The sequence below is a fragment of the Rhizobium sp. BR 315 genome, from assembly GCF_050577975.1.
In the GTDB taxonomy this organism is placed as follows: domain Bacteria; phylum Pseudomonadota; class Alphaproteobacteria; order Rhizobiales; family Rhizobiaceae; genus Rhizobium; species Rhizobium miluonense.
In genome coordinates, this window is record NZ_JARWKZ010000083.1 from 1 (window position 1) to 18148 (window position 18148).

General features: G+C 59.7%; 17 protein-coding genes and 1 pseudogene. 4 read left to right on the forward strand and 14 right to left on the reverse strand.

The window, feature by feature from the left end:
• The 3 genes from QD409_RS33485 to QD409_RS33495 form a co-directional block, all read right to left on the reverse strand.
• Window positions 1-1741 (reverse strand): ShlB/FhaC/HecB family hemolysin secretion/activation protein (locus tag QD409_RS33485; protein ID WP_430764846.1); only part of this gene is annotated, 1741 nt, incomplete at its 3' end.
• Window positions 1742-2073: 332 nt separating this feature from the next.
• Window positions 2074-2895: a hypothetical protein gene (locus QD409_RS33490; RefSeq protein WP_430764847.1), complete on the reverse strand. Its 822-nt coding sequence runs from the start codon at window positions 2893-2895 to the stop codon at window positions 2074-2076.
• An 814-nt stretch (window positions 2896-3709) separates the two neighbouring features.
• Window positions 3710-4708 carry a Gfo/Idh/MocA family protein gene (locus QD409_RS33495; RefSeq protein WP_430764848.1) on the reverse strand — a complete coding sequence of 333 codons (999 nt, stop codon included), beginning with the start codon at window positions 4706-4708 and terminating at the stop codon, window positions 3710-3712.
• 466 nt (window positions 4709-5174) lie between these two features.
• On the opposite strand from QD409_RS33495, the gene QD409_RS33500 reads away from it, so the two are divergent.
• Entirely contained in the window at window positions 5175-5576 is a 402-nt protein-coding gene (locus QD409_RS33500; RefSeq protein WP_430764849.1) for a hypothetical protein, read from the forward strand.
• 262 nt (window positions 5577-5838) lie between these two features.
• Here the strand turns inward: QD409_RS33500 and QD409_RS33505 are convergent, their stop codons facing one another.
• From QD409_RS33505 to QD409_RS33550, 10 genes are all read right to left on the reverse strand, one after another.
• Window positions 5839-6132, reverse strand: a complete 294-nt coding sequence (locus tag QD409_RS33505) for a substrate-binding domain-containing protein (RefSeq protein ID WP_430764850.1) — start codon at window positions 6130-6132, stop codon at window positions 5839-5841.
• Window position 6133: 1 nt separating this feature from the next.
• Window positions 6134-6409, reverse strand: a complete 276-nt coding sequence (locus tag QD409_RS33510) for a substrate-binding domain-containing protein (RefSeq protein WP_430764851.1) — start codon at window positions 6407-6409, stop codon at window positions 6134-6136.
• Between the two features lie 336 nt (window positions 6410-6745).
• Entirely contained in the window at window positions 6746-8194 is a 1449-nt protein-coding gene (locus tag QD409_RS33515; RefSeq protein ID WP_430764852.1) for an aldehyde dehydrogenase, read from the reverse strand.
• 16 nt (window positions 8195-8210) lie between these two features.
• Window positions 8211-8996 (reverse strand): coniferyl-alcohol dehydrogenase, encoded by a 786-nt coding sequence (locus QD409_RS33520; RefSeq protein ID WP_430764853.1) that lies wholly within the window; start codon window positions 8994-8996, stop codon window positions 8211-8213.
• Window positions 8997-9008: 12 nt separating this feature from the next.
• Window positions 9009-10037, reverse strand: a complete 1029-nt coding sequence (locus QD409_RS33525) for a branched-chain amino acid ABC transporter permease (RefSeq protein WP_430764854.1) — start codon at window positions 10035-10037, stop codon at window positions 9009-9011.
• Window positions 10034-10930 (reverse strand): branched-chain amino acid ABC transporter permease, encoded by an 897-nt coding sequence (locus tag QD409_RS33530; protein WP_430764855.1) that lies wholly within the window; start codon window positions 10928-10930, stop codon window positions 10034-10036. The genes QD409_RS33525 and QD409_RS33530 overlap by 4 nt, the downstream gene beginning before the upstream one ends.
• The gene (locus QD409_RS33535; RefSeq protein WP_430764856.1) at window positions 10927-11655 is read right to left on the reverse strand and encodes an ABC transporter ATP-binding protein; all 729 of its coding nucleotides are present in this window, start codon (window positions 11653-11655) and stop codon (window positions 10927-10929) included. Before QD409_RS33535 ends, QD409_RS33530 begins: the two co-directional genes overlap by 4 nt.
• Complete coding sequence (locus QD409_RS33540) at window positions 11652-12404, reverse strand: ABC transporter ATP-binding protein (protein ID WP_430764861.1); 753 nt, start codon at window positions 12402-12404, stop codon at window positions 11652-11654. The genes QD409_RS33535 and QD409_RS33540 overlap by 4 nt, the downstream gene beginning before the upstream one ends.
• An 8-nt stretch (window positions 12405-12412) precedes the next feature.
• Window positions 12413-13705 (reverse strand): ABC transporter substrate-binding protein, encoded by a 1293-nt coding sequence (locus QD409_RS33545; RefSeq protein WP_430764857.1) that lies wholly within the window; start codon window positions 13703-13705, stop codon window positions 12413-12415.
• Between the two features lie 42 nt (window positions 13706-13747).
• Window positions 13748-15142, reverse strand: coding sequence for an aldehyde dehydrogenase (locus QD409_RS33550; protein WP_430764862.1), 1395 nt, complete (start codon window positions 15140-15142; stop codon window positions 13748-13750).
• Window positions 15143-15545: 403 nt separating this feature from the next.
• On the opposite strand from QD409_RS33550, the gene QD409_RS33555 reads away from it, so the two are divergent.
• The 3 genes from QD409_RS33555 (at window position 15546) to QD409_RS33565 (ending at window position 17879) form a co-directional block, all read left to right on the forward strand.
• Window positions 15546-16433 (forward strand): helix-turn-helix domain-containing protein, encoded by an 888-nt coding sequence (locus QD409_RS33555; RefSeq protein WP_430764858.1) that lies wholly within the window; start codon window positions 15546-15548, stop codon window positions 16431-16433.
• A gap of 66 nt (window positions 16434-16499) precedes the next feature.
• Window positions 16500-16925 carry an Rrf2 family transcriptional regulator gene (locus tag QD409_RS33560; protein ID WP_430764859.1) on the forward strand — a complete coding sequence of 142 codons (426 nt, stop codon included), beginning with the start codon at window positions 16500-16502 and terminating at the stop codon, window positions 16923-16925.
• A gap of 192 nt (window positions 16926-17117) precedes the next feature.
• Window positions 17118-17879, forward strand: coding sequence for a nuclear transport factor 2 family protein (locus QD409_RS33565; protein ID WP_430764860.1), 762 nt, complete (start codon window positions 17118-17120; stop codon window positions 17877-17879).
• A gap of 128 nt (window positions 17880-18007) precedes the next feature.
• Here the strand turns inward: QD409_RS33565 and QD409_RS33570 are convergent.
• Window positions 18008-18148, reverse strand: a pseudogene (locus QD409_RS33570) (IS5/IS1182 family transposase); the annotation flags it as partial.

The window sequence follows — 18148 nt, forward strand, 5'->3', positions numbered from 1 at the left end:
GCAGCAACTGTACTGTAAATCGATTGTCGTTGGAGCCGTCGCCGAAGCGCTCGACGCGGCCATATTCGAGGTTGACGTTCATGCTGTTGAAGCTCGTCTGTTCGGCCGCCGCCAGCCGCAGGCCGAGGCCATAGGCCGCGCCGCGCGAAAAGCCGCTCTCCAGCGCCGTCGGCTGGTAGAGCTTGACGCCGCCATAGGCGCCGAACAGGTAAGGCGAGACCACCACGGCCCCGGCCGTGCTCGTTCCATCGGCAAGGTTCGTTCCCTGCTGCGCCGGCAATTCCGGCCAGCCGAACGGCAGAGTGAAGCTGGTGGTGAACGGGAACTGCGCCTCGGCCCGCAGCACGAAGCCGGCGTCACCCTGCATCGAGCCGGTCGGGAAGCTCGACAGGCCCGAGGAGGAGACAATGCCGATCTGCTCGGAATTGAGCAGCGGCTGGCCGAAGGATGTCTGCGCCTTCGCGCGGAGATCGAAGACCAGATGCTCGGCGACCGGCTGGCGATAACCGAGGTTGACTTCGACCTTCTGGAAATCGGCATCCGCCCCCTGCCGCGACAAGGGCGTACCGCTGGCATTGGCGTCGGCCGCACTGCGCGCGCCGAGCCCGTTGATGCCGAAGGAGCCGGTAACACCGGCGCTGACGAGCGCATCGCCCGATACATACCAGGACAGATCCGCCCCCGTGCGCAGGATGCGCAGCCGATCCTTCGACAGGGCGATGCCGCCGCCATTGAGCAGCTGCAGCTCTTCGTTCTGCGCATCGAAGCCGCCATTGAGGTTGAGGGTGAACTCCCGCGAGCGGATCAGCGGATAGGAAAGCCGTGCCGAATAGCGGGTGAAATCCGACATGAACTGCAGCCCGAACGGGCCGGCTTCCGGCGTCGTGCGCGAGGCGGTGGCCTCCAGGTTCAGCGTCAGCCCGTCGAGGCCGATCGGCAGCGTCACGCCGCCGGCCAGCGACCGGTTGCGCGGTGCGCCGGTGAAATAGCCCTCGTCACCGCCGAACCGCGGCGCACCCGAGGCTCTCAGATAGAAGAGTTCGCCGAAGCCGAACACGGAATTGAAGTCGAGACCGACGCCGGTGTTGTAACGGCCGAGCGCATTGGTGGAATTGTTATCGCCCGAGATGAAGCCGGTGACCGGCTTGTAGCGCGCCTCGATGGTCAGCACGCTGCCGCCGGCCTGCGTGCCGCGCGACAGCGTCGAGCGCAGCACCGTGCCCGGCAGGTCGCCGGCCAGCAGCAGCCGCCGCTCGATCTCGTCGCTGGACATTCCCTTCTCGCCCACCAGCGGCGCCAGCATTCTGGCAATGCGCTCGCGGATATTGCCGGGGAGATGCGAGGTATCGATGCTTTCGACGAAGCCGTTGATGACGACGATGCGCAGCACTGCGCCATCGACCAGGCGCTGCGCCGGCAGCACCACACGCACCAGGCCRTATCCCTTSGCGGCATAGGCGCGCTCCAGCTCGCCGGCCGCCTCGAACAGGGCCGCCGCCGTCACGCGGCGGCCGCTCAGGCTGTTCGCCACGCGTGCCTCGTCCTCGGCAAAACCCGGCAGACCGCCCTCGACCTTGACGGTCTTCAGGCGCACCGTCAGCTTCTCCGCCCCCTTGGGCGCCACCGGGCCGGAGGCTTCGGGAATGACGATACCGCTGCTCTGCTTCTGCAATTGCGGCTCAAAGCTCTGCGGCGTCACCTGCGAGGCCGTCTGCGCAAACGCAACACCTGCCGATGCCATCACTGCAACGCTCGCAGCTAGGCCCCAAGATCGCGCAAAACGATATCCGAAAATCAAAGTGAGCCTCTATCCATCTATGTTCGCTCGAACCGATTCCAGCTGCCACGGAATTTCTGCTGGAGCGGCTTTAGGCTGCTCCATGTCTCTCAGCGCACGCAGTACTTTCCAAAGAAATGCCGCCAGAAATGGCCACGGATCGCCGCCACAACCCCTTCTCGCAGCAGAACTAATAAAATTGGCCGCAGGCGTCAGCGTCCATTTTTGACTTGCGGGATTTTGAGGACTTTCCGCAGATGAATGTCTGCAGGGGCGGCCAAGGGGGACACACTGTATCATTCGCAATTGTGGGCTCCCTGAGAAGCCGATGAACAGCCGGTCAAAGCTTTCGCGAGCGCGCCATTGAGGATGACCAGCTTTCGCGCCTGGAACTGCGCATATTCCTCGTAGAACCCGCGCGAAATCCAGATCGGCGAATGCCCCGGCCGCCCAGTCCAGCCGAGTCCTCCGATCGATTGAGCCTCCGAGAGCTTCCGGCTCGTATGCGCGCGTGAAAGACCAGCAGATTGGGCCAGATACGCAATCGAACAGACGTCGGTGAGGTATCGGTCTTGCCCTGAGAGGGCTTGCCAATCGACACCCGCGATCAGCCGGTCCATCAGCCACCCGCCTGAATCGATCCAGGTGAAGATCGTGTAGAGCGGGCCTGGCGCGCGTACTTCGGGGCTGAAGAACAACGCGTCGGCTACAACCGGCTGGATCAATGGAAGCAAGCCCTCCCATTGAGCGGAGAATTGTGCGTGCCTTTGTCCACCGCCGAGCAGGTCAAGCGCCTGAAAGTGCAGGCTGTACCAGAGTGCCAGAAGAGACAGAGATTCGACGGATGGCTTGGCCAGTCTGCCGTGGCCAGCCGCTCGATCGCCTACGGGCTGAATCACGCCGTACTTCATGGCTTCATCGAAAAAGGTATAGGCTGTATTGCGGCTGGCGAGACCAAGGAAAGGTCCGAGAAGACCAAGGCTTCTGCGGCTGAGACCCGGCTCCACATCGCCGATAGGCCGGAAAAAATGCGCCAACGCGGCATGACTTAGAAGCCAACGCTGCTGTGTCGCAAACAGCGCTGCGGTCCGCGGCGATGTCTTGTGAGCCTCAAACATCCCGGAAGCCAAGAAGAAAACAGCGTATGGAAACGATTTCTCCGCAATTATGCCGCTGATGCCGCGATGCTGCAGGTCGTTTGTTTCCTCCCCTGCAAGAGACGAAAATGAAGCCGGAAATTCTATGATCTGCCCCAAGAATGCGACCTCCGGCTAGCACATCCGCCAGCGAAACAACCCTAAGTCATTGCCCGAGTATGCCATTCTGGTGATTCCGTACTTGTTGTCGTCTATGCGCTTTTTGGCAGCCCAAGCCGGAGACGTCCTGATTAGCCGTGGCGTAAGCTCTGAAATTTTGCTGAAATTCCGCTGAAACCCAGGGATTTCCATGGTTTTTGGCTGACTTGCGTGATTGGTGGCTTTGTGCCGGAGTATGGGGCTATCGCAGGAGGAAGGGGGATCGGTGCTCCAATTTTTCGGCCTTGAACTCGATGAGAAGCGCTCTGAATTGCGAAGGCTCGATGGTGAAACAATCAAGCTGAGGCCGAAGAAAAGCGGGCAAAGGCCGACCTCGAAATGATCGTCAATCCATCAACCTCTCAGTGGCACATGACCGACCCGATTGAGGCTCAAACCTTAAAGAAGGCGTTTGCTCCTCTACTGAAAGAACAGGACTAGCCGCTTCTGGATGCAATCAAGAGACGTCGACGAAGCGCGATATGCTGCTCTTGACCGGAGTTGAACCGGCGGCGTCCATCCCAGTGCGGTCCGCATAAGTCCTTATTGCGGAACGGCTCGAAGCGATATGAGAAGCTGTCGAGCTCCCCGATGCCTTGCCCCATATGTGTTCGCACTGGAGTAAGAACGGGTTGGGTTAGCCGTCGATCGCTCGTTCGCTCAAGGCCTGCCATTCAGTGAGAAAGCTCATTATCTGTAGCGAATCCGCAAGGCTTGGCGACGGAAGCGGGGCTTCGCGATGCCCATTCCTGATGGCCGCTTCTACAAGTTGAACCTGATAATCGAAAGCATCGTATCTCGATGAGCGCGTTACTCTTTCGACCGGATGGCCATAAAGTTCGATTTCGAAGCTATTGTCGCCCGCTGCCGGCAGCCATGGATTGGTGAGAAAGCGCAACGAGCCAAGTTCCCCTCGAACGGTGAATTCATAGGACATACCAAAGCTATCGGTACTCGTTAGTCCTGCGATAAGTCCGTTATCGAACCTAAGAATTGCCGTAGCGTCACAAAGGTTTCCATCCTTGGCGGAGCGATTGCCGGTGGCTTGTACTTGCCTTCGCGGGAAGGCCGTGTCACCGCAGCCCATTTTCAGGACATAGTGTAGCAGCGAGGCCGGATAGCACCCGAGATTGAAGATCGTTCCTTTGCCATGCGGATTAACGACGTCCCAGATATCGGCGGCATAAGTCGCCGAAACCGTGCGCAAACGCCCCAAGCGGCCAGATTCGATAACTTCTCCAAAAGCAGCAATGATCGGGTGACTTAGATACATCAGCCCTTCGACGAAAAATATCCCGGTTTCCGTAACAGCTTGAGCTATCGCACGAGCATCATCCATATTCGTGGCAAGCGATTTCTCGCAAAGAACTGCCTTACCGCGGGCGGCTGCACCAATCACAGCTTGGGCATGGAGGTTGTTTGGAAGGCCAACATAGACCACGTCAACATCCGCGTCTTCTGCGACAGCGTCCAACGTGTCATATCGTCTCGGCACATCGTATTGTGTTGCGAACGCGTCAAGTCGAGCTGGATCGCGTCCGGAAACCGCCACGAGCTTGGAGCCGGCGCTTTTTGCAACCGCTTTCGCCATCGTGTGGGAAATGAAGCTCGTTCCCAAAAAACCCCAGCGCAACATGCCAATCCCTCCGGTTTGTCGATCGGCAAAGGCGATACCTGCTGTTCGAAGAGAAAGAAAGCGCTTTAAATCTGCCGGTGGAAGCAGAAAATCTACCACTTACTGCATGACAGGCTGCGGTCCTACGCTCGACGCCTTTGACACCATTGAGGCGGCCGAAAGTTATCGGCGGCCGTCCCGACCTTCCGACCAGTGTGTGCGATCGCACAATTCCTGCACCTTCGGATGACTGGCCTGCGCTTCGTCCATCTCGTCCGGGGGGGGGGTGAGGTCAAAGATCCGGGCCTCACATCGCAGACTTTCGAGCAATCGGAGGACCTCAAATGCAAGCGGCGGTCGCACGACACCTCAAGAAGAGAGCCGTAAAGGATCGAAATCTGTGGTTTTGCGACAATTGTCGGCAGGTGATACCTATTGAAACGTCGGCTCCCCACCCCAATCTCAGCTAGATTACAGGAGCCAGGTCATGCCATATCTTATCGTCACCCTGTGCGCGGTTGTTTGCACGTTTTTCATGGCACGCTTCTTTGCCATCAAAACCCGGCTCGCAGAGAAGGCAGTCGATGACATGATTGGCCTTAAGTTGAAGGCCTCACCTCTGATTGGCGAACTGGAACGCCTGAAAGAGGAGAATGGAGTGATGCGCAACTTGCTGATCGATATGATCGAGAACGAGGCGTCCGTACCGCCAGCTAACGTTGTGGCAACGGAAGCTGAGCGGGCGCGGGCGATCATTGTTGCAAGGCAGCGGCGACGCGAGATCTTCGGTGAGGCGATCTACGTCATCAGGCAAGCCAAAGAGTCGCGAAACCTGTCTCAGTCCACCCACTCCGACGATACCCGGTATAAAGCAGCCAATCGCGACTGATTATGATCCCGATTGGCATCTCCGCTGTCGGTTTCCACAACGCTCTGACCCGTATTTCCATTTGACGCCGATGCACTCAGACGCGGGAAACCATTGAGAAATTGGCCATATCAATATCGGAGCAGGGTCAGGGCGAAATGCAAAACCGTGTGACATCGCGATAGAAATGGACAGAGTGTGATCGTCTGAGATTTTCCGCGGCAGCGTTCTCGGATTAACTGCTAAAACTGTCGCATTTTCATATTCAAGTGCGAGGCGATATCTACTTCGATGCCATCGCCGTCGAGTCACGCAACACAAACTGCGGCCGGACTTGAAGTACCGATGGCTTTAGACTGGAGCCTGATATGTGGTCCAAAAGGTGTCGCGCTGCCTGCTCTCCCATTTCCGCAAGGCCGATCTGCACCGTCGTAAGGGGCGGGGCAACCAAGTCCGTCAAAGGCATATCATTGTGTCCAACGATCGAAAGGTCAGCCGGACACGACAGGCCACGTGCCTTCAGTTCCTGAATAGCGCCGAGCGCGAGCAGGTCGTTGCTGGCAGCAATGGCTGTCACATCAGGCCAGCAGTCGCGGAGCGGCCGGCCGGCTGGCTATATTCGGTGGCAACCACAACGCGTCCGCGGCAAGTCCCGCTGTCCGCATCGCTTCCTCGAATCCCTTGCGGCGAAGCACGCCGGTCGAGAAATCAACAGGGCCTGCAAGATGCCCGATCCTATGGTGTCCAAGCTCTATAAGATGCTCGACGGCCAGGAACATGCCGGCAAGGTCGTCGGTCACGATCGATGAGGCCCGGAGCTCATCCTCGCGCCTATTGACAAGCACCGTCGACACGCTGGCGTTCAGCTCCTCGACGATAGCTGCCTGTGCGGCTGCGTCTCGTCCCCGTCGGCAACAAGCATCGAATAGCCTTCACTCGACAGTTGCGCGCCGATCCCATCCAGGATCGGTGCGAAGACCGGGTTCGCGAGGTCCGGAACCACGACGCCGACCAGCCTTGATCGGCCCGTGCGCAGCGATCGTAACCCGCGTGACGTCCCAGCTGGGTCTGCGTGTCTCTGATGCGGTTGCGTGCGCCTGACGGCGGCGATCCGCTTTCCGTCGGACGAAGCTCGGCGGAATGGTTCCCGCCGACCTCCATTGCGGCTAATCGGTGCCTACTGGCCCATCTTAAAATGGGTAGTGCTGGTGCGGATCCTCGACAGTGATCCAGCGAAGGTCCGTGAACTCGTTGATCGCAGCCTGTCCGCCGAAGCGGCCATAGCCGGAGTTTTTGACGCCGCCGAACGGCATTTGCGCCTCGTCGTGCACAGTCGGCCCGTTGATGTGGCAAATCCCGGATTGGATCTGGGCCGCGACCGCCATGGCGCGCTGGACGTCACGGCTGTAGACGGCGGACGAAAGGCCGTATTCGGATTCGTTGGCGATCCGGATCGCCTCTGCTTCGTCCTTGACGCGAATGATCGGCTTCACGGGCCCGAAGGATTCTTCTTCGAAGCTGCGCATTCCGGGCTTCACGTGATCGAGCAGCGTCGCCTCGACCACGGAACCCTGGCGCTTGCCGCCGGCGACCAGCTTGGCGCCCTTGCCAACGCCGTCCGCAATCAACTCCTCCATCTTTGCAGCCGCCTGCGGCGTGACGAGCGAACCGAGAACAACATGGCCGCGGGGATCGCCCGCCGGTAGCTTGCTTGCACGCGCGGCAAGCTTCTCGACGAATTCGTCGGCAATTTTCTCGTCGACGATGATACGCTCGGTCGACATGCAGATCTGACCCATGTTGGCGAATGCGCCGAAGATCGCCCCGTTTACCGCGGCATCGATATCGGCGTCTTCCAGCACGATAAATGGTGCCTTGCCGCCGAGCTCAAGCAACACCGGCTTGATGTGTCGTCCGCAAAGCTCGCCGATGATGCGGCCGACCTTGGTGGAACCGGTGAAGTTCACGCGGCGCACCTCTGGCGCGGCGATCAAGGCTTCCACAACTTCAGGCGCGTTCTCGGGAGCGTTCGTAATGACATTCACTACTCCATCGGGAAGTCCCGCCTCGACGAGCGAGCGACCGATGAGTAGATGCAGCCCTGGGCAGGCCTCCGACGCCTTGAGGATCACGGAGTTGCCGCAGGCAAGTGCCATCGCGATCGCGCGCGTGCCGAGAATGACCGGCGCGTTCCACGGAGCGATCCCAAGGCAGACACCCGCCGCCTGCCGCACGCCCATCGACAAGGTTCCGGGCTTGTCCGAGGGAATGATCTCCCCCTGGATCTGGGTCGTCATGCTCGCGGCTTCGCGAAGGATCCCGGCAGCGAGCATGGTGTTGAAGCCCGCCCACGGAGCGGTCCCCCCCGTCTCCTCGATCATGATCTTCGCAAACTCGTCCGCCTTCGAAGCCAGAACATCGGCGGCTTTCAACAGCAGTGCGCGACGCTCGCCGGGGCCGGTCTTCGACCAGGCGGGAAAGGCGGCCGCAGCAGCTGACACGGCCGCCTTCACATCATCCAGCCCCGATGCCGGCGCCCGGCTCGCGATCTTGCCGGTAAATGGATCGATGCGATCGTACGTCCTGCCGGACTTGGCAGGCACGAACTTGCCACCAATGATCTGTTGAAGTTCCAACATATATTCTTCCTTTTACTTAAAAGCCGAGCACTTCGGCGTTGATCGAGGCTTCAAGGCCGCCATCATTCGAAATATTTGCGCCGTTGATCCAACGGGCGCCGTCCGAGGCGAGGAAAAGTATGACCGGAGCGATATCGGAGGCCGTTGCCGCGCGCCCTACCCGCACAATGTCGGAGTCGACCTTCTGGTCGCCGAGCACGGCGCGAAACTCCTTGAGGATGGTTGTGTCGACCGGTCCTGGGCTGACCGCGTTCACGCGAATGCCGCGATCCTTGAAGAGAGGCTCGTGCGCCGCCTTCTGCGTCCAAAGGATGAGCAGTTCCTTGGAAAGCGGATATCCGATTTCGTTGGGAATGCTGTTCTTCTGCATGACCGCCTTGATGTCCGGAAAGCCCGGCTCGCCAACCATCGCCTTGGCACGCTCGATATTTGCCCGCCAGCCGTAACCGGCGACGGACGCCACGCTGATCACCGCGCCGCCCTCGCGGATCGAAGGGGCGCATGCCTCGGTGAAAGCACGCAGCCCGTAGAAGTTGACGGCCAGCGTTGCCTCGGCTCCGACCTTGCCCGAAATGCCGGCGACATTCAGAAGCGCGTCGAAGCGCGTCGGCAATTGCCGAACAACCGCGGAAATTCCTTCCGGATGGGAAAGGTCTCCCTTGATGAAGCCGGCGCGATGATCCTTAGGCTCGTTGATGTCTATGCCAACCACGTCGGCTCCGAGCGACACCGCAAGCTCCACGGCCCGAGCTCCAATTCCGGCCGACACGCCGGTGATGACTACCGTCTTTCCATATAGCATGGTCTACTCCATTCACTTTCTAGCTTTGAGATCGAGCCTGTAGCCGACAGGCATGAGCGAGAGGCCAAGCCGCTCCTCCACTGCGCCCCAGAGACCGCGAGGAAGGAAGAGCGAGAACAGCAGGGCCACCAGGCCAAGACCGATGAGGTACCAGACGCCCATCGCACCGAACGCCGTTTCGATCGCGAAGAAGATCACGGCGCCGAGGATCGCTCCTTCGAACCGCCCCAGCCCGCCGACGAGAACCATGAAGATCATGTAGGCAGTCCATTGGACGGAGAAGTAGGTCTTTGGCTGGAAGCTTGTAGCGCTGGCGAGCCAGACGGCGCCGGCGATCGCCGTTCCGAAGGCGGCCAACATGAACAGGATTCGCTTCGTTGCGACGACATTGACGCCCAACGTCTCCGCCGCGTCCTCATTGTCGCGGATGGCCTGTATCGCGGATCCCACGCGGCTTCTCAGGAGAACGAACAGCCCGACCAGGAGCGCGACCATGGCAGCGAGGGCCACGCTGTAGATGACGACACGGCGCGTACCGGCCGGATAGGCGTTCAGCGCAATCAGCGAGGTTCCCGTCTCGCCCTGGATCAACCCATCCAGATTGACGAGAAGATGGGCCAGTTCGGATACGACCCACATCGCAATGGCGAACTCGCCGCCCTTCAACCGCAGCATCGCGAACGACAGCGGATAGGACAGCAGGCCCACGACCGCGGCGGCAAGCAGGATCGAGACGAAGGGATCCACTCCTGCGGCGGCGATCCGAACCGTGAAGTAGGCGCCAAGGCCGAAGAACAGTTGCTGGCCAACGGAAACCAGCCCGCCATATCCGGCAAGCGCGTTCCACATGGCCGCAAGGATGACGTAGACGAACAGGGCGGCAAAGCGGTCGACCATTCCTACGCTGCCGAACGCAGGGACGAATGCAAGAACCGCGACGACGATGATTGAAATCCATGCGGCGACACGCGAAGCCTTCGTCCAGCGACGGACATCGGATACCGCGGAAACCGGCACTTGGGTGGAAACTGGAATAGTCATGCTGTAGCTCCGCGTTTAACGAGCCTTGCGGGCAATGAGGCCAGATTGGGCACGAACAGGCGAACGAGCAGGATCGCGAGGAACATTGCATGGCCGGCGATCAGGAACCCGAGCGGATGCAGTGACGCTCCGATCGTCTGGGCGACGCCCAGAATGATTCCGCCGATCAGCGTTCCCCAGAGCGAGCCCACGCCACCGATGATCGTCGCCTCGAAGGCGAAGAGAAGCTGCTGCGATCCTGAATACGGTTCGAAGGTTGCGCGCATCGCCAGGAACATGCCTGCGATCGTAACGGTTGCCAGCGCAATAGCGGCTGCCAGAGCGTTCACGCGACGCGCATCGATGCCCACAAGACCCGCGGTGTCGGGATCCTCCGCGGTAGCGCGGATCGCGCGTCCAAGGGCAGTTCTCGACAGGATGATCTGCAGCACGCTTAGAAGCGCGACGGCGGTAACGAAGATCAGGACCGGAAGCTTCCCCACGAAAAGGCCGCCGCCAAGCTCCCAACTGTCCCAGCTCAGATCGCCGATAGCGTCGGCGAGCGATCGCGTATCCGCACCGAACTGTTCGAACAACGCATTGTCGAGGACCATCGACAACCCGAAGGTCGATAGGATCGGCAGGAGTTGGCCGGCCCTTGCGCTTCGGTCGAGGATAAGCCGCTGGAGCAGCCAGCCACAGATTGCCATGGCAATGACCGCGGCGACAAGGCACAACCAGAGGGGTAGATGTGCTCGATCCGAGAGCACAAATATGAGGTATGCAGCGGCAACCGCGAGGCTGCCGTGCGCAAGATTGATGATCCGCATGACCGAGAACATGAACGATAGTCCGCACGCGATCAGCGCATAGTAGCCGCCAAGCAGGATGCCCTGGAGAATCTGGTTCGTCATGCGGTTGTCCTCCCGCTGTTTGCACGGTGCAGGCCGAAATAGGCGTCCGTCACCTGGTCACGCGGCAATTCCTTGGCCGCACCTTCCAGCACGGACCTGCCTTCCAGCAGGCAGATCACGCGGTCGGCAACGCCCATTGCTCGCGAAAGGTCCTGCTCGACCAGCACGATCGTCGTTCCGGACGTCATGAGACCGCTAAGCGACGCGTAGACACGGTCGACGACGAGTGGCGACAGCCCGAGAGAGACTTCGTCAAGCAGCAGAATATCCGGGTTGGTCATCAGCGCCCTGCCGATCGCCGTCGCCTGCTGCTCGCCGCCGGAGAGGTGCCCGGTCTTGTGGTCGAGCCGACTTTTCAGATTAGGGAAGATTTCGACGATCCGCTCGATGGACCATTCGCCCTTGCGGCCGGCCATAGCACCCAGCTTGAGGTTCTCGGTGACCGTCATCGAGGCAAACATACGCCGGCCCTCCGGCACGAGGGCTACGCCCCGCCGCACGCGCTTGTAAGCGGGGAGCCCTGTGACATCGTCTCCGTCGAGCATGATGCGTCCGCCGGAAGCGGCATGGGCTCCTGCAAGGGTTCGAAGAAGCGTTGTCTTGCCGGCTCCATTGGCCCCGACGAGAGCGAGCGTCTCTCCTTTCTTGACTGTAAAGGAGACGCCACGCACCGCTTCCAGGAGCCCGTGCCGAGCCGTGAGATTTTCCACTGAGAAAACGCTCATTTCGGACCTCCGCCCAGATATGCTTTGACGACCTCGGGATGGGCCATGACTTCTTTCGGATCTCCATCCGCAATGATTTTACCGGCGTCCATGCAAATCAGCCGATGTACGACCTGCAGCAGGACATGAACGATGTGTTCGATCCATATGATGCCAATGCCTCGACGTCGAAGCTCCTGAATCGTGGACACCAGTTCCTGGGCCTCAGAGTCGGTCAGTCCACCGCCGATTTCGTCCAGCAGGATGACCTTCGGCCCAGTGGCCACTGCGCGTGCGAGTTCCAGTCGTTTGCGGTCCAGCAGCCCAAGCGTTTCCGCACGCCGGTTGGCCACATGGAGCATTCCGCAAAGCTCCAGGGAATCGATCACGCCCGCATAGGCCTCGTCCCTTCCTTGGCCGCCTGCATGTGCGGCGGCTACATAGACGTTTTCGAAGGTCGTCATGCCGGAAAACGGCTTGGGAACCTGATGGGTGCGAGCCAAGCCCATGCGACAGCGATCGGCGGCGGAAAGGCGGGTAACGTCCCGGCCGGCAAAGCTGATCGTTCCTGCGCTTGGCGGATAAGATCCCGCCAGCGTCGCCAGGAATGTCGTCTTGCCCGCGCCGTTCGGTCCCACGATTCCCACTGCCTCGTCCATGTCCATGGAGAAGTCGATGTTCTCCAGAACAGGAAGTGCGCCAAACCGCTTGATCAGGCCATGGCTGGAGAACCGGCTTCCGCCGGTTCCTGTTTCTTGTCGAAGAGTCATCATTCGATTTACCCGCTATACGGCAGTAGCTTTGCGCGGACCGGAACGTTCGGATCCGTCACATTCTCCGTGAGGACGTAGTCGAACTTGAAGCGCGAGCCTTCCGGTGCCTTGACCCACTGCGTGCCAATGATCGGCCCCGGCGAAACGTTCGATACCGGACCGGAGGTGAAGTCGACCTTGCCGCCGATGGTGACGGTGCTGAGGGTCGAGAGCGACTTTGCCACGGCGTCCTTGCTCTTTGGATCCGAAGCCTTTTTCAGCGCTTCGAAGCCCGCGTCGAACAGAGAAAGCGTTGCGCCGAGCTGCTGCGTCCATTGCTTTCCGGAAGCCTTCTCGTAACCGTCGGCGAGCTCAGGTCCGCTGATGCCGGCAATCGACGACTTGTAGGGGAAGTCCTTGTGCCAGTAGGCGGCGCTGGCGATGTTGACGCCCAGAGGGCCGAGCGCTTCGATGGTCGACGGAAACAGACCGGTCTTTGCGACCTGTACGATCTTGACCTTGCGGTGCAGGCCCTGCTGCGCAGCCTGACGCCAGAAGGTGGCGAAATCCGGCGGGATCGGGAACGTATTGATGATCTCGACCCCTTCCCGCTTGAACAGGGCGATCTGGCTCGAGAAATCGGTGGTGCCCGTCTCATAGGCACCCGGATCGACGATGGTGAATCCGTCCTTCTGCAGCAGCGGTGCGAGATTGGCCCGGATCGCGTTTCCGTCGGCGTCATTTGGGTACATGACCCCGACCTTCTTGTTGGTTTGGATCAGGTTCCACTGCGACACATAGGTCTTGTGGAATTCCTCGACGCCGAAGCCGAAGTGGTAGGTCCATTTAAAAGGGGACGGCTCGCCCGGCTTTGCGCCGCGGCCGAAATACCAGGCCTGCCACGGCATGACGGTCGACAGACACGGGATACCTGCAGCCTCGCAGGCATCCGAGACCGGGTTGATGGTCTCGGGGGTTGAGATTACGAGCATCATATCGATGCCCTTGTTGTTGATCAGGTCCTTGGCAAGCTGGCCGGCGCGCGACGGATCGGATTGCGTATCCTGGTCGATGATCTCGACGGCATATTTTTTTCCCGCGATCTCGATACCGCCGGCGATAGCTTTGCGAACAACTTCAAGAACGTAGCCGTCGGTCTCGCCGAACCCTGCGAGCGGCCCGGTGCGCGGACTGATGAAGCCAACCTTCAACGTGTCCGCCGCCCATGCCGGGCGCATGAACGTCATTGCGGCGGCCGCCGCTCCTGTTGTGACCATCAACTGTCGACGAGTCACTCCCCCTGTGAAGATGTTCGTCATGCTCTCTCCTCCTTTGTGACAAGCTCTTTGTGAGTCTGGATTTCAGATCGGGTATTCGGTCTTGCCGCTGGACGTCGTGATCCAGCGCAATTCGGTGAACTCGTCCAGCGCCGCCAGTCCACCGAACCTCCCGTAGCCGCTGGCTTTCATTCCTCCGAAGGGGGCCTGCGGCTCGTCTGCGACGGTTGCCGAATTCAAATGGCACATGCCCGATTCGAGTTGCATTGCTACCTCCATGGCGCGACGCAGGTCTTTCCCGAATACCGCTCCCGAAAGCCCATAGTCGCAGTCGTTCGCGACAGTCACGGCCTCGCCGACGGAGCCGACACGGATAATGGCGGCTACCGGGCCAAAGCTTTCTTCCTGGTAAAGTCTCATTGATCTTGAGACGTAATCGACGACGGTCGCGTCGATGAACGCGTCGCGTGTTTCGCCGCCGGTGAGCACCTGTGCGCCTTTGGCACGCGCATCTTCGATCAGGCTGTGGACGCGACGCGCCGATTCCGCCGTTACCAGCGAACCGAGCGTAAAGCGTCGTTGCAGGGGATCCCCGGCTCGATAAGCCTGTACCTTCGCCACGAATTTCTCGACGAAGGTGTCCGCGATCTCGTCGACCAGGATAATCCGCTCCGTCGACATGCAGAGCTGGCCCTGGTTGAAAAAGGCACCGAACGCCGCGGCATTGACGGCTTCATCGATGTCGGCGTCGTCAAGGACAATAAAGGCTGCCTTGCCTCCCAGCTCGAGGAGGCATCGCTTCAAATGCTTCGCCGCCATCTGAGCGATAATCTTTCCGACGCGGGTAGAGCCGGTGAAGTTGATGCGCCGGACGGCTGGATGCGCGATCAGGGTTTCCACGATCGTCGACGCATCTGCCGGTGCGTTCGAAATGATGTTGAGGACGCCCGGCGGCAGGCCTGCATCGACGAGAACGTCGCCAAGCAGGCGGTGGGTCGCAGGACATAACTCCGAGGCTTTCATGACCACCGTATTGCCGCACGCCAGTGCGGCAGCGAAAGAGCGAACACCCAGAATGATCGGCGCATTCCATGGCGCAATGGCGAGACAGACGCCGGCCGGTTGCCGAACTGCAAATGACGTCACGCCCTCGTGGTCCGAAGGAATGATCCGTCCGCTGACCTGGGTAGTCATCGCCGAAGCGTCGATGAGGATTTTGGACGCCAGATCGACGTTGAACTCGCTCCACGCAGCGGTCGCGCCGATCTCGAGCATCATGACTTCCACGAAATCATTCTTGCGCTCAAGAAGGAGCCTGCTCGCCTTCTCGAGAATGGCGCGGCGGGCGTTGGGCGTCGCGCGGGACCATTGAGGAAAGGCTGACGCGGCTGAGTTCGCGGCGGACGTCGCGTCCTCTGGCGTCGCCGCTGCGGCAACGGTCACTGTCGAATATCGGATCGGACTCACGCGCTGGAACATGGACTTGGAACGCGCAGCGACGCCCTGCCCCGCGATCAGGAGGTTCACCAATCTGGGTTCACCTTCATTGACGAAGCCGCCCGAGGGCAACGTTTGCGCCGCCGTATGGCCTGATATTTCCATTCTTCCGATCCTCCCAGGCTAGACACTATTCTGGTCTTGTCGAAAGGAAATGCGATATTATGGGTATTGCTTGTTATTTATTGGGCTATTTGGCCAATCGGAACGAAAGTGGAGCGTGGCGGCCCAAACGATGCGGGATGAGCATCAAAACGAGGGAATTATCGTACTTAAGCATGGGAAAGCGCTCTTACATTGAGGCCCATAAAACAATCGGCCCATGGTTGCCTTCGCAGCGCTTGATCATTTAAGGGAAAGAGTTGTCATTTTCTGGAGCGATGGAATGGCTGCGAGCCTCATAGAATACGTGGCCAAGGCGGAGCGATTCGAGCCGGCTCTGGCGGATCGCACCATATCGATTGGGCGGTTCAACGACCGCTGGCTCTGCCATCTGATCTTATCGACCACCGGCAAGATGAGGCTCACCATCGGGGAAGATAGTTTGGAACTTGTCGGCTCGACATTCCTGCTTCTGCCTCCGTCGGCGCCGGCCAGACTCACATCCGGCGCCGGAACTCGCATCTACGTTGTCGGGATTTCTCTCGACATGATGGCCGACGCCTTGGGAAACTACCCCGAGACATCCGCCTTGAAACTCTTCATCGAAGCGCCGGCCCAAATAGAAGGCCTGCTGGACAACGACGCGACATTACTCGAAACATACTTTGCCAACTTCGTTGCCGAACGCCATTACGAGGGTGAATCCTCACTGATGGCGTTGACGGCCCACCTCCGTCTTATTCTTCTGTCTGTTTGGAGACTGTGCGGTTCGCAGCAATCCCGGCAAGTCTACGACGGCGGCACAGTCCTGCAGCGGTTCAGGCAATTGGTGGAGGCGGAATTTCGACGCCACCGGCCGATTTCTCACTATGCTGAGCAACTTGGGATCAAGCAGGATCGCCTGCATGACATCTGCCGACGAAACCTGGACCGGACGCCGCTTGAGCTTGTTCATGAAAGGCTTGCACAGGACGCACGCCTCCGTCTGGAACGTTTCGGCGGCAGTGTGCGGGAGATATCGGATTACCTCGGCTTCCGCGATCCTGCAGCATTCAGCCACTTCTTCAAACGTCGGATGGGTGTTTCCCCCGCTCAGTATCGCGAGCTCTACAGGAGCGGTAAAAAGGGCGCGGAATTCACAGGGTCGACTGAATACTACGACTGGCCATGACATGAAGAGAAAGAATTGGCATCCGCGCTATATGTGCCTATATCAAGCACATATAGAGGACGCCCAATGAACACCCGTTTTGCCGTTGCCACGCATATCTTGACCTTTCTTCACACGCAGGACGGACGGCCTGCGACCTCGGAGCTTGTCGCCTCCAGCGTCAGCACCAATCCGACCCTCATCCGCCGCCTGCTATCCGAGCTTGCCAAGGCCGGACTGACGACATCGCAGATGGGCGCTGGTGGGGGGGCATTGCTTGCCCGGCCCGGCAACCGCATCACACTGCTCGACGTGCACCGCGCCCTTGACGCGGAAGGTACTATTTTCCCGCTGCACCAGGAACCAAATCCACAATGCCCCGTGGGAAGGCACATCAATGGCGTCCTGCTTCGGCGCCTTTCCGACGTTGAAAAGGCCATGGAGGCCGAGCTTGCCCGCACGACGATAGCGGACATGGCGCAGGACGTTGCGAACGCCAATCGCCCAGGCTGAATGCGAAGGCACAATTTTCTTAGCAAACTGCTTTACAGATGTCTGTAACTAAAATAGATACATATTTGTCTGTTACAAAAATGGTTACACATCATGCACCTTTCTCATCGCTTGCTTTTCGCCATCACGGCGATTCTACCCCTTGCGATCGGCCTGACCGCCACCCGCGCTTCAGCACAAACGGAGACCAGAATGACCACACAGGAACAACAGGTCGTCGACCTTCTCAAGGCCATCGAGACTGGCGCTGCCGAACCGGTTGCCGCCATCAACCCGGAAAAATATATCCAGCACAATCTTTCAGCTGCCGACGGACTACAGGGCTTGGGTGCGCTTCTTGCCGCGCTGCCCAAGAGTTCGGCCAAGGTGAACACCGTGCGCGTCTTCCAGGACGGAAACTACGTCTTCGCCCACACCGACTATAACTTCTTCGGGCCGAAGATCGGCTTCGACATCTTCCGGTTCGAGAGCGGCAAGATCGTCGAGCACTGGGACAATCTTCAAGAGACGGCCGGCCCCAACCCGAGCGGCCACAGCATGACGGACGGGCCGACCGACGCGGTCGATCTCTACAAGACTGCGGACAACAAAACACTCGTCGCTGCTTTCGTCGATGATATTCTCGTCAACGGGCGCATGGAAAAGCTCGGTGCCTATATCGAGGGCGATGCCTACACGCAGCACAATCCCCAGATCGCCGATGGGCTCTCCGGCCTTGGCGCAGCGTTGAAAGCCATGGCGGCCGCGGGGGTCATCATGAAGTATGACCGGGTCCACCAGGTTCTCGGCAAGGGCAATTTCGTTCTGACGGTGAGCGAGGGCAGCTTTGCCGGCAAGCACACCAGCTTCTACGACCTTTTCCGCGTGCACGACGGCAAAATCGTCGAGCATTGGGACACGATCGAGGCCATCCCGGCGCAATCGGAATGGAAGAACAAGAACGGCAAGTTCTGAAACAGAAATGGGGGGCTCCGCCCCCTCAGACCGCTGACAAACCCCGTCATTTTTTGGCGGGGTTTTATTTTGTGTTGAGTTTCGAGGTTGACTGGATGTTTTGAACGGGCCGTTCAGATTCCCTCTGCTTATGCGGGGCTCGGTTGGCTGGCCTTGGTGAGGGCCATTGCGATCTTCTTGATGTTCTGGGCGGCTGCGGCCATCAGGCACTGGCATTGGACCCGGATGAGACTTCGGAACCGCGCGTAGCGATGACCATGCAACTGTTT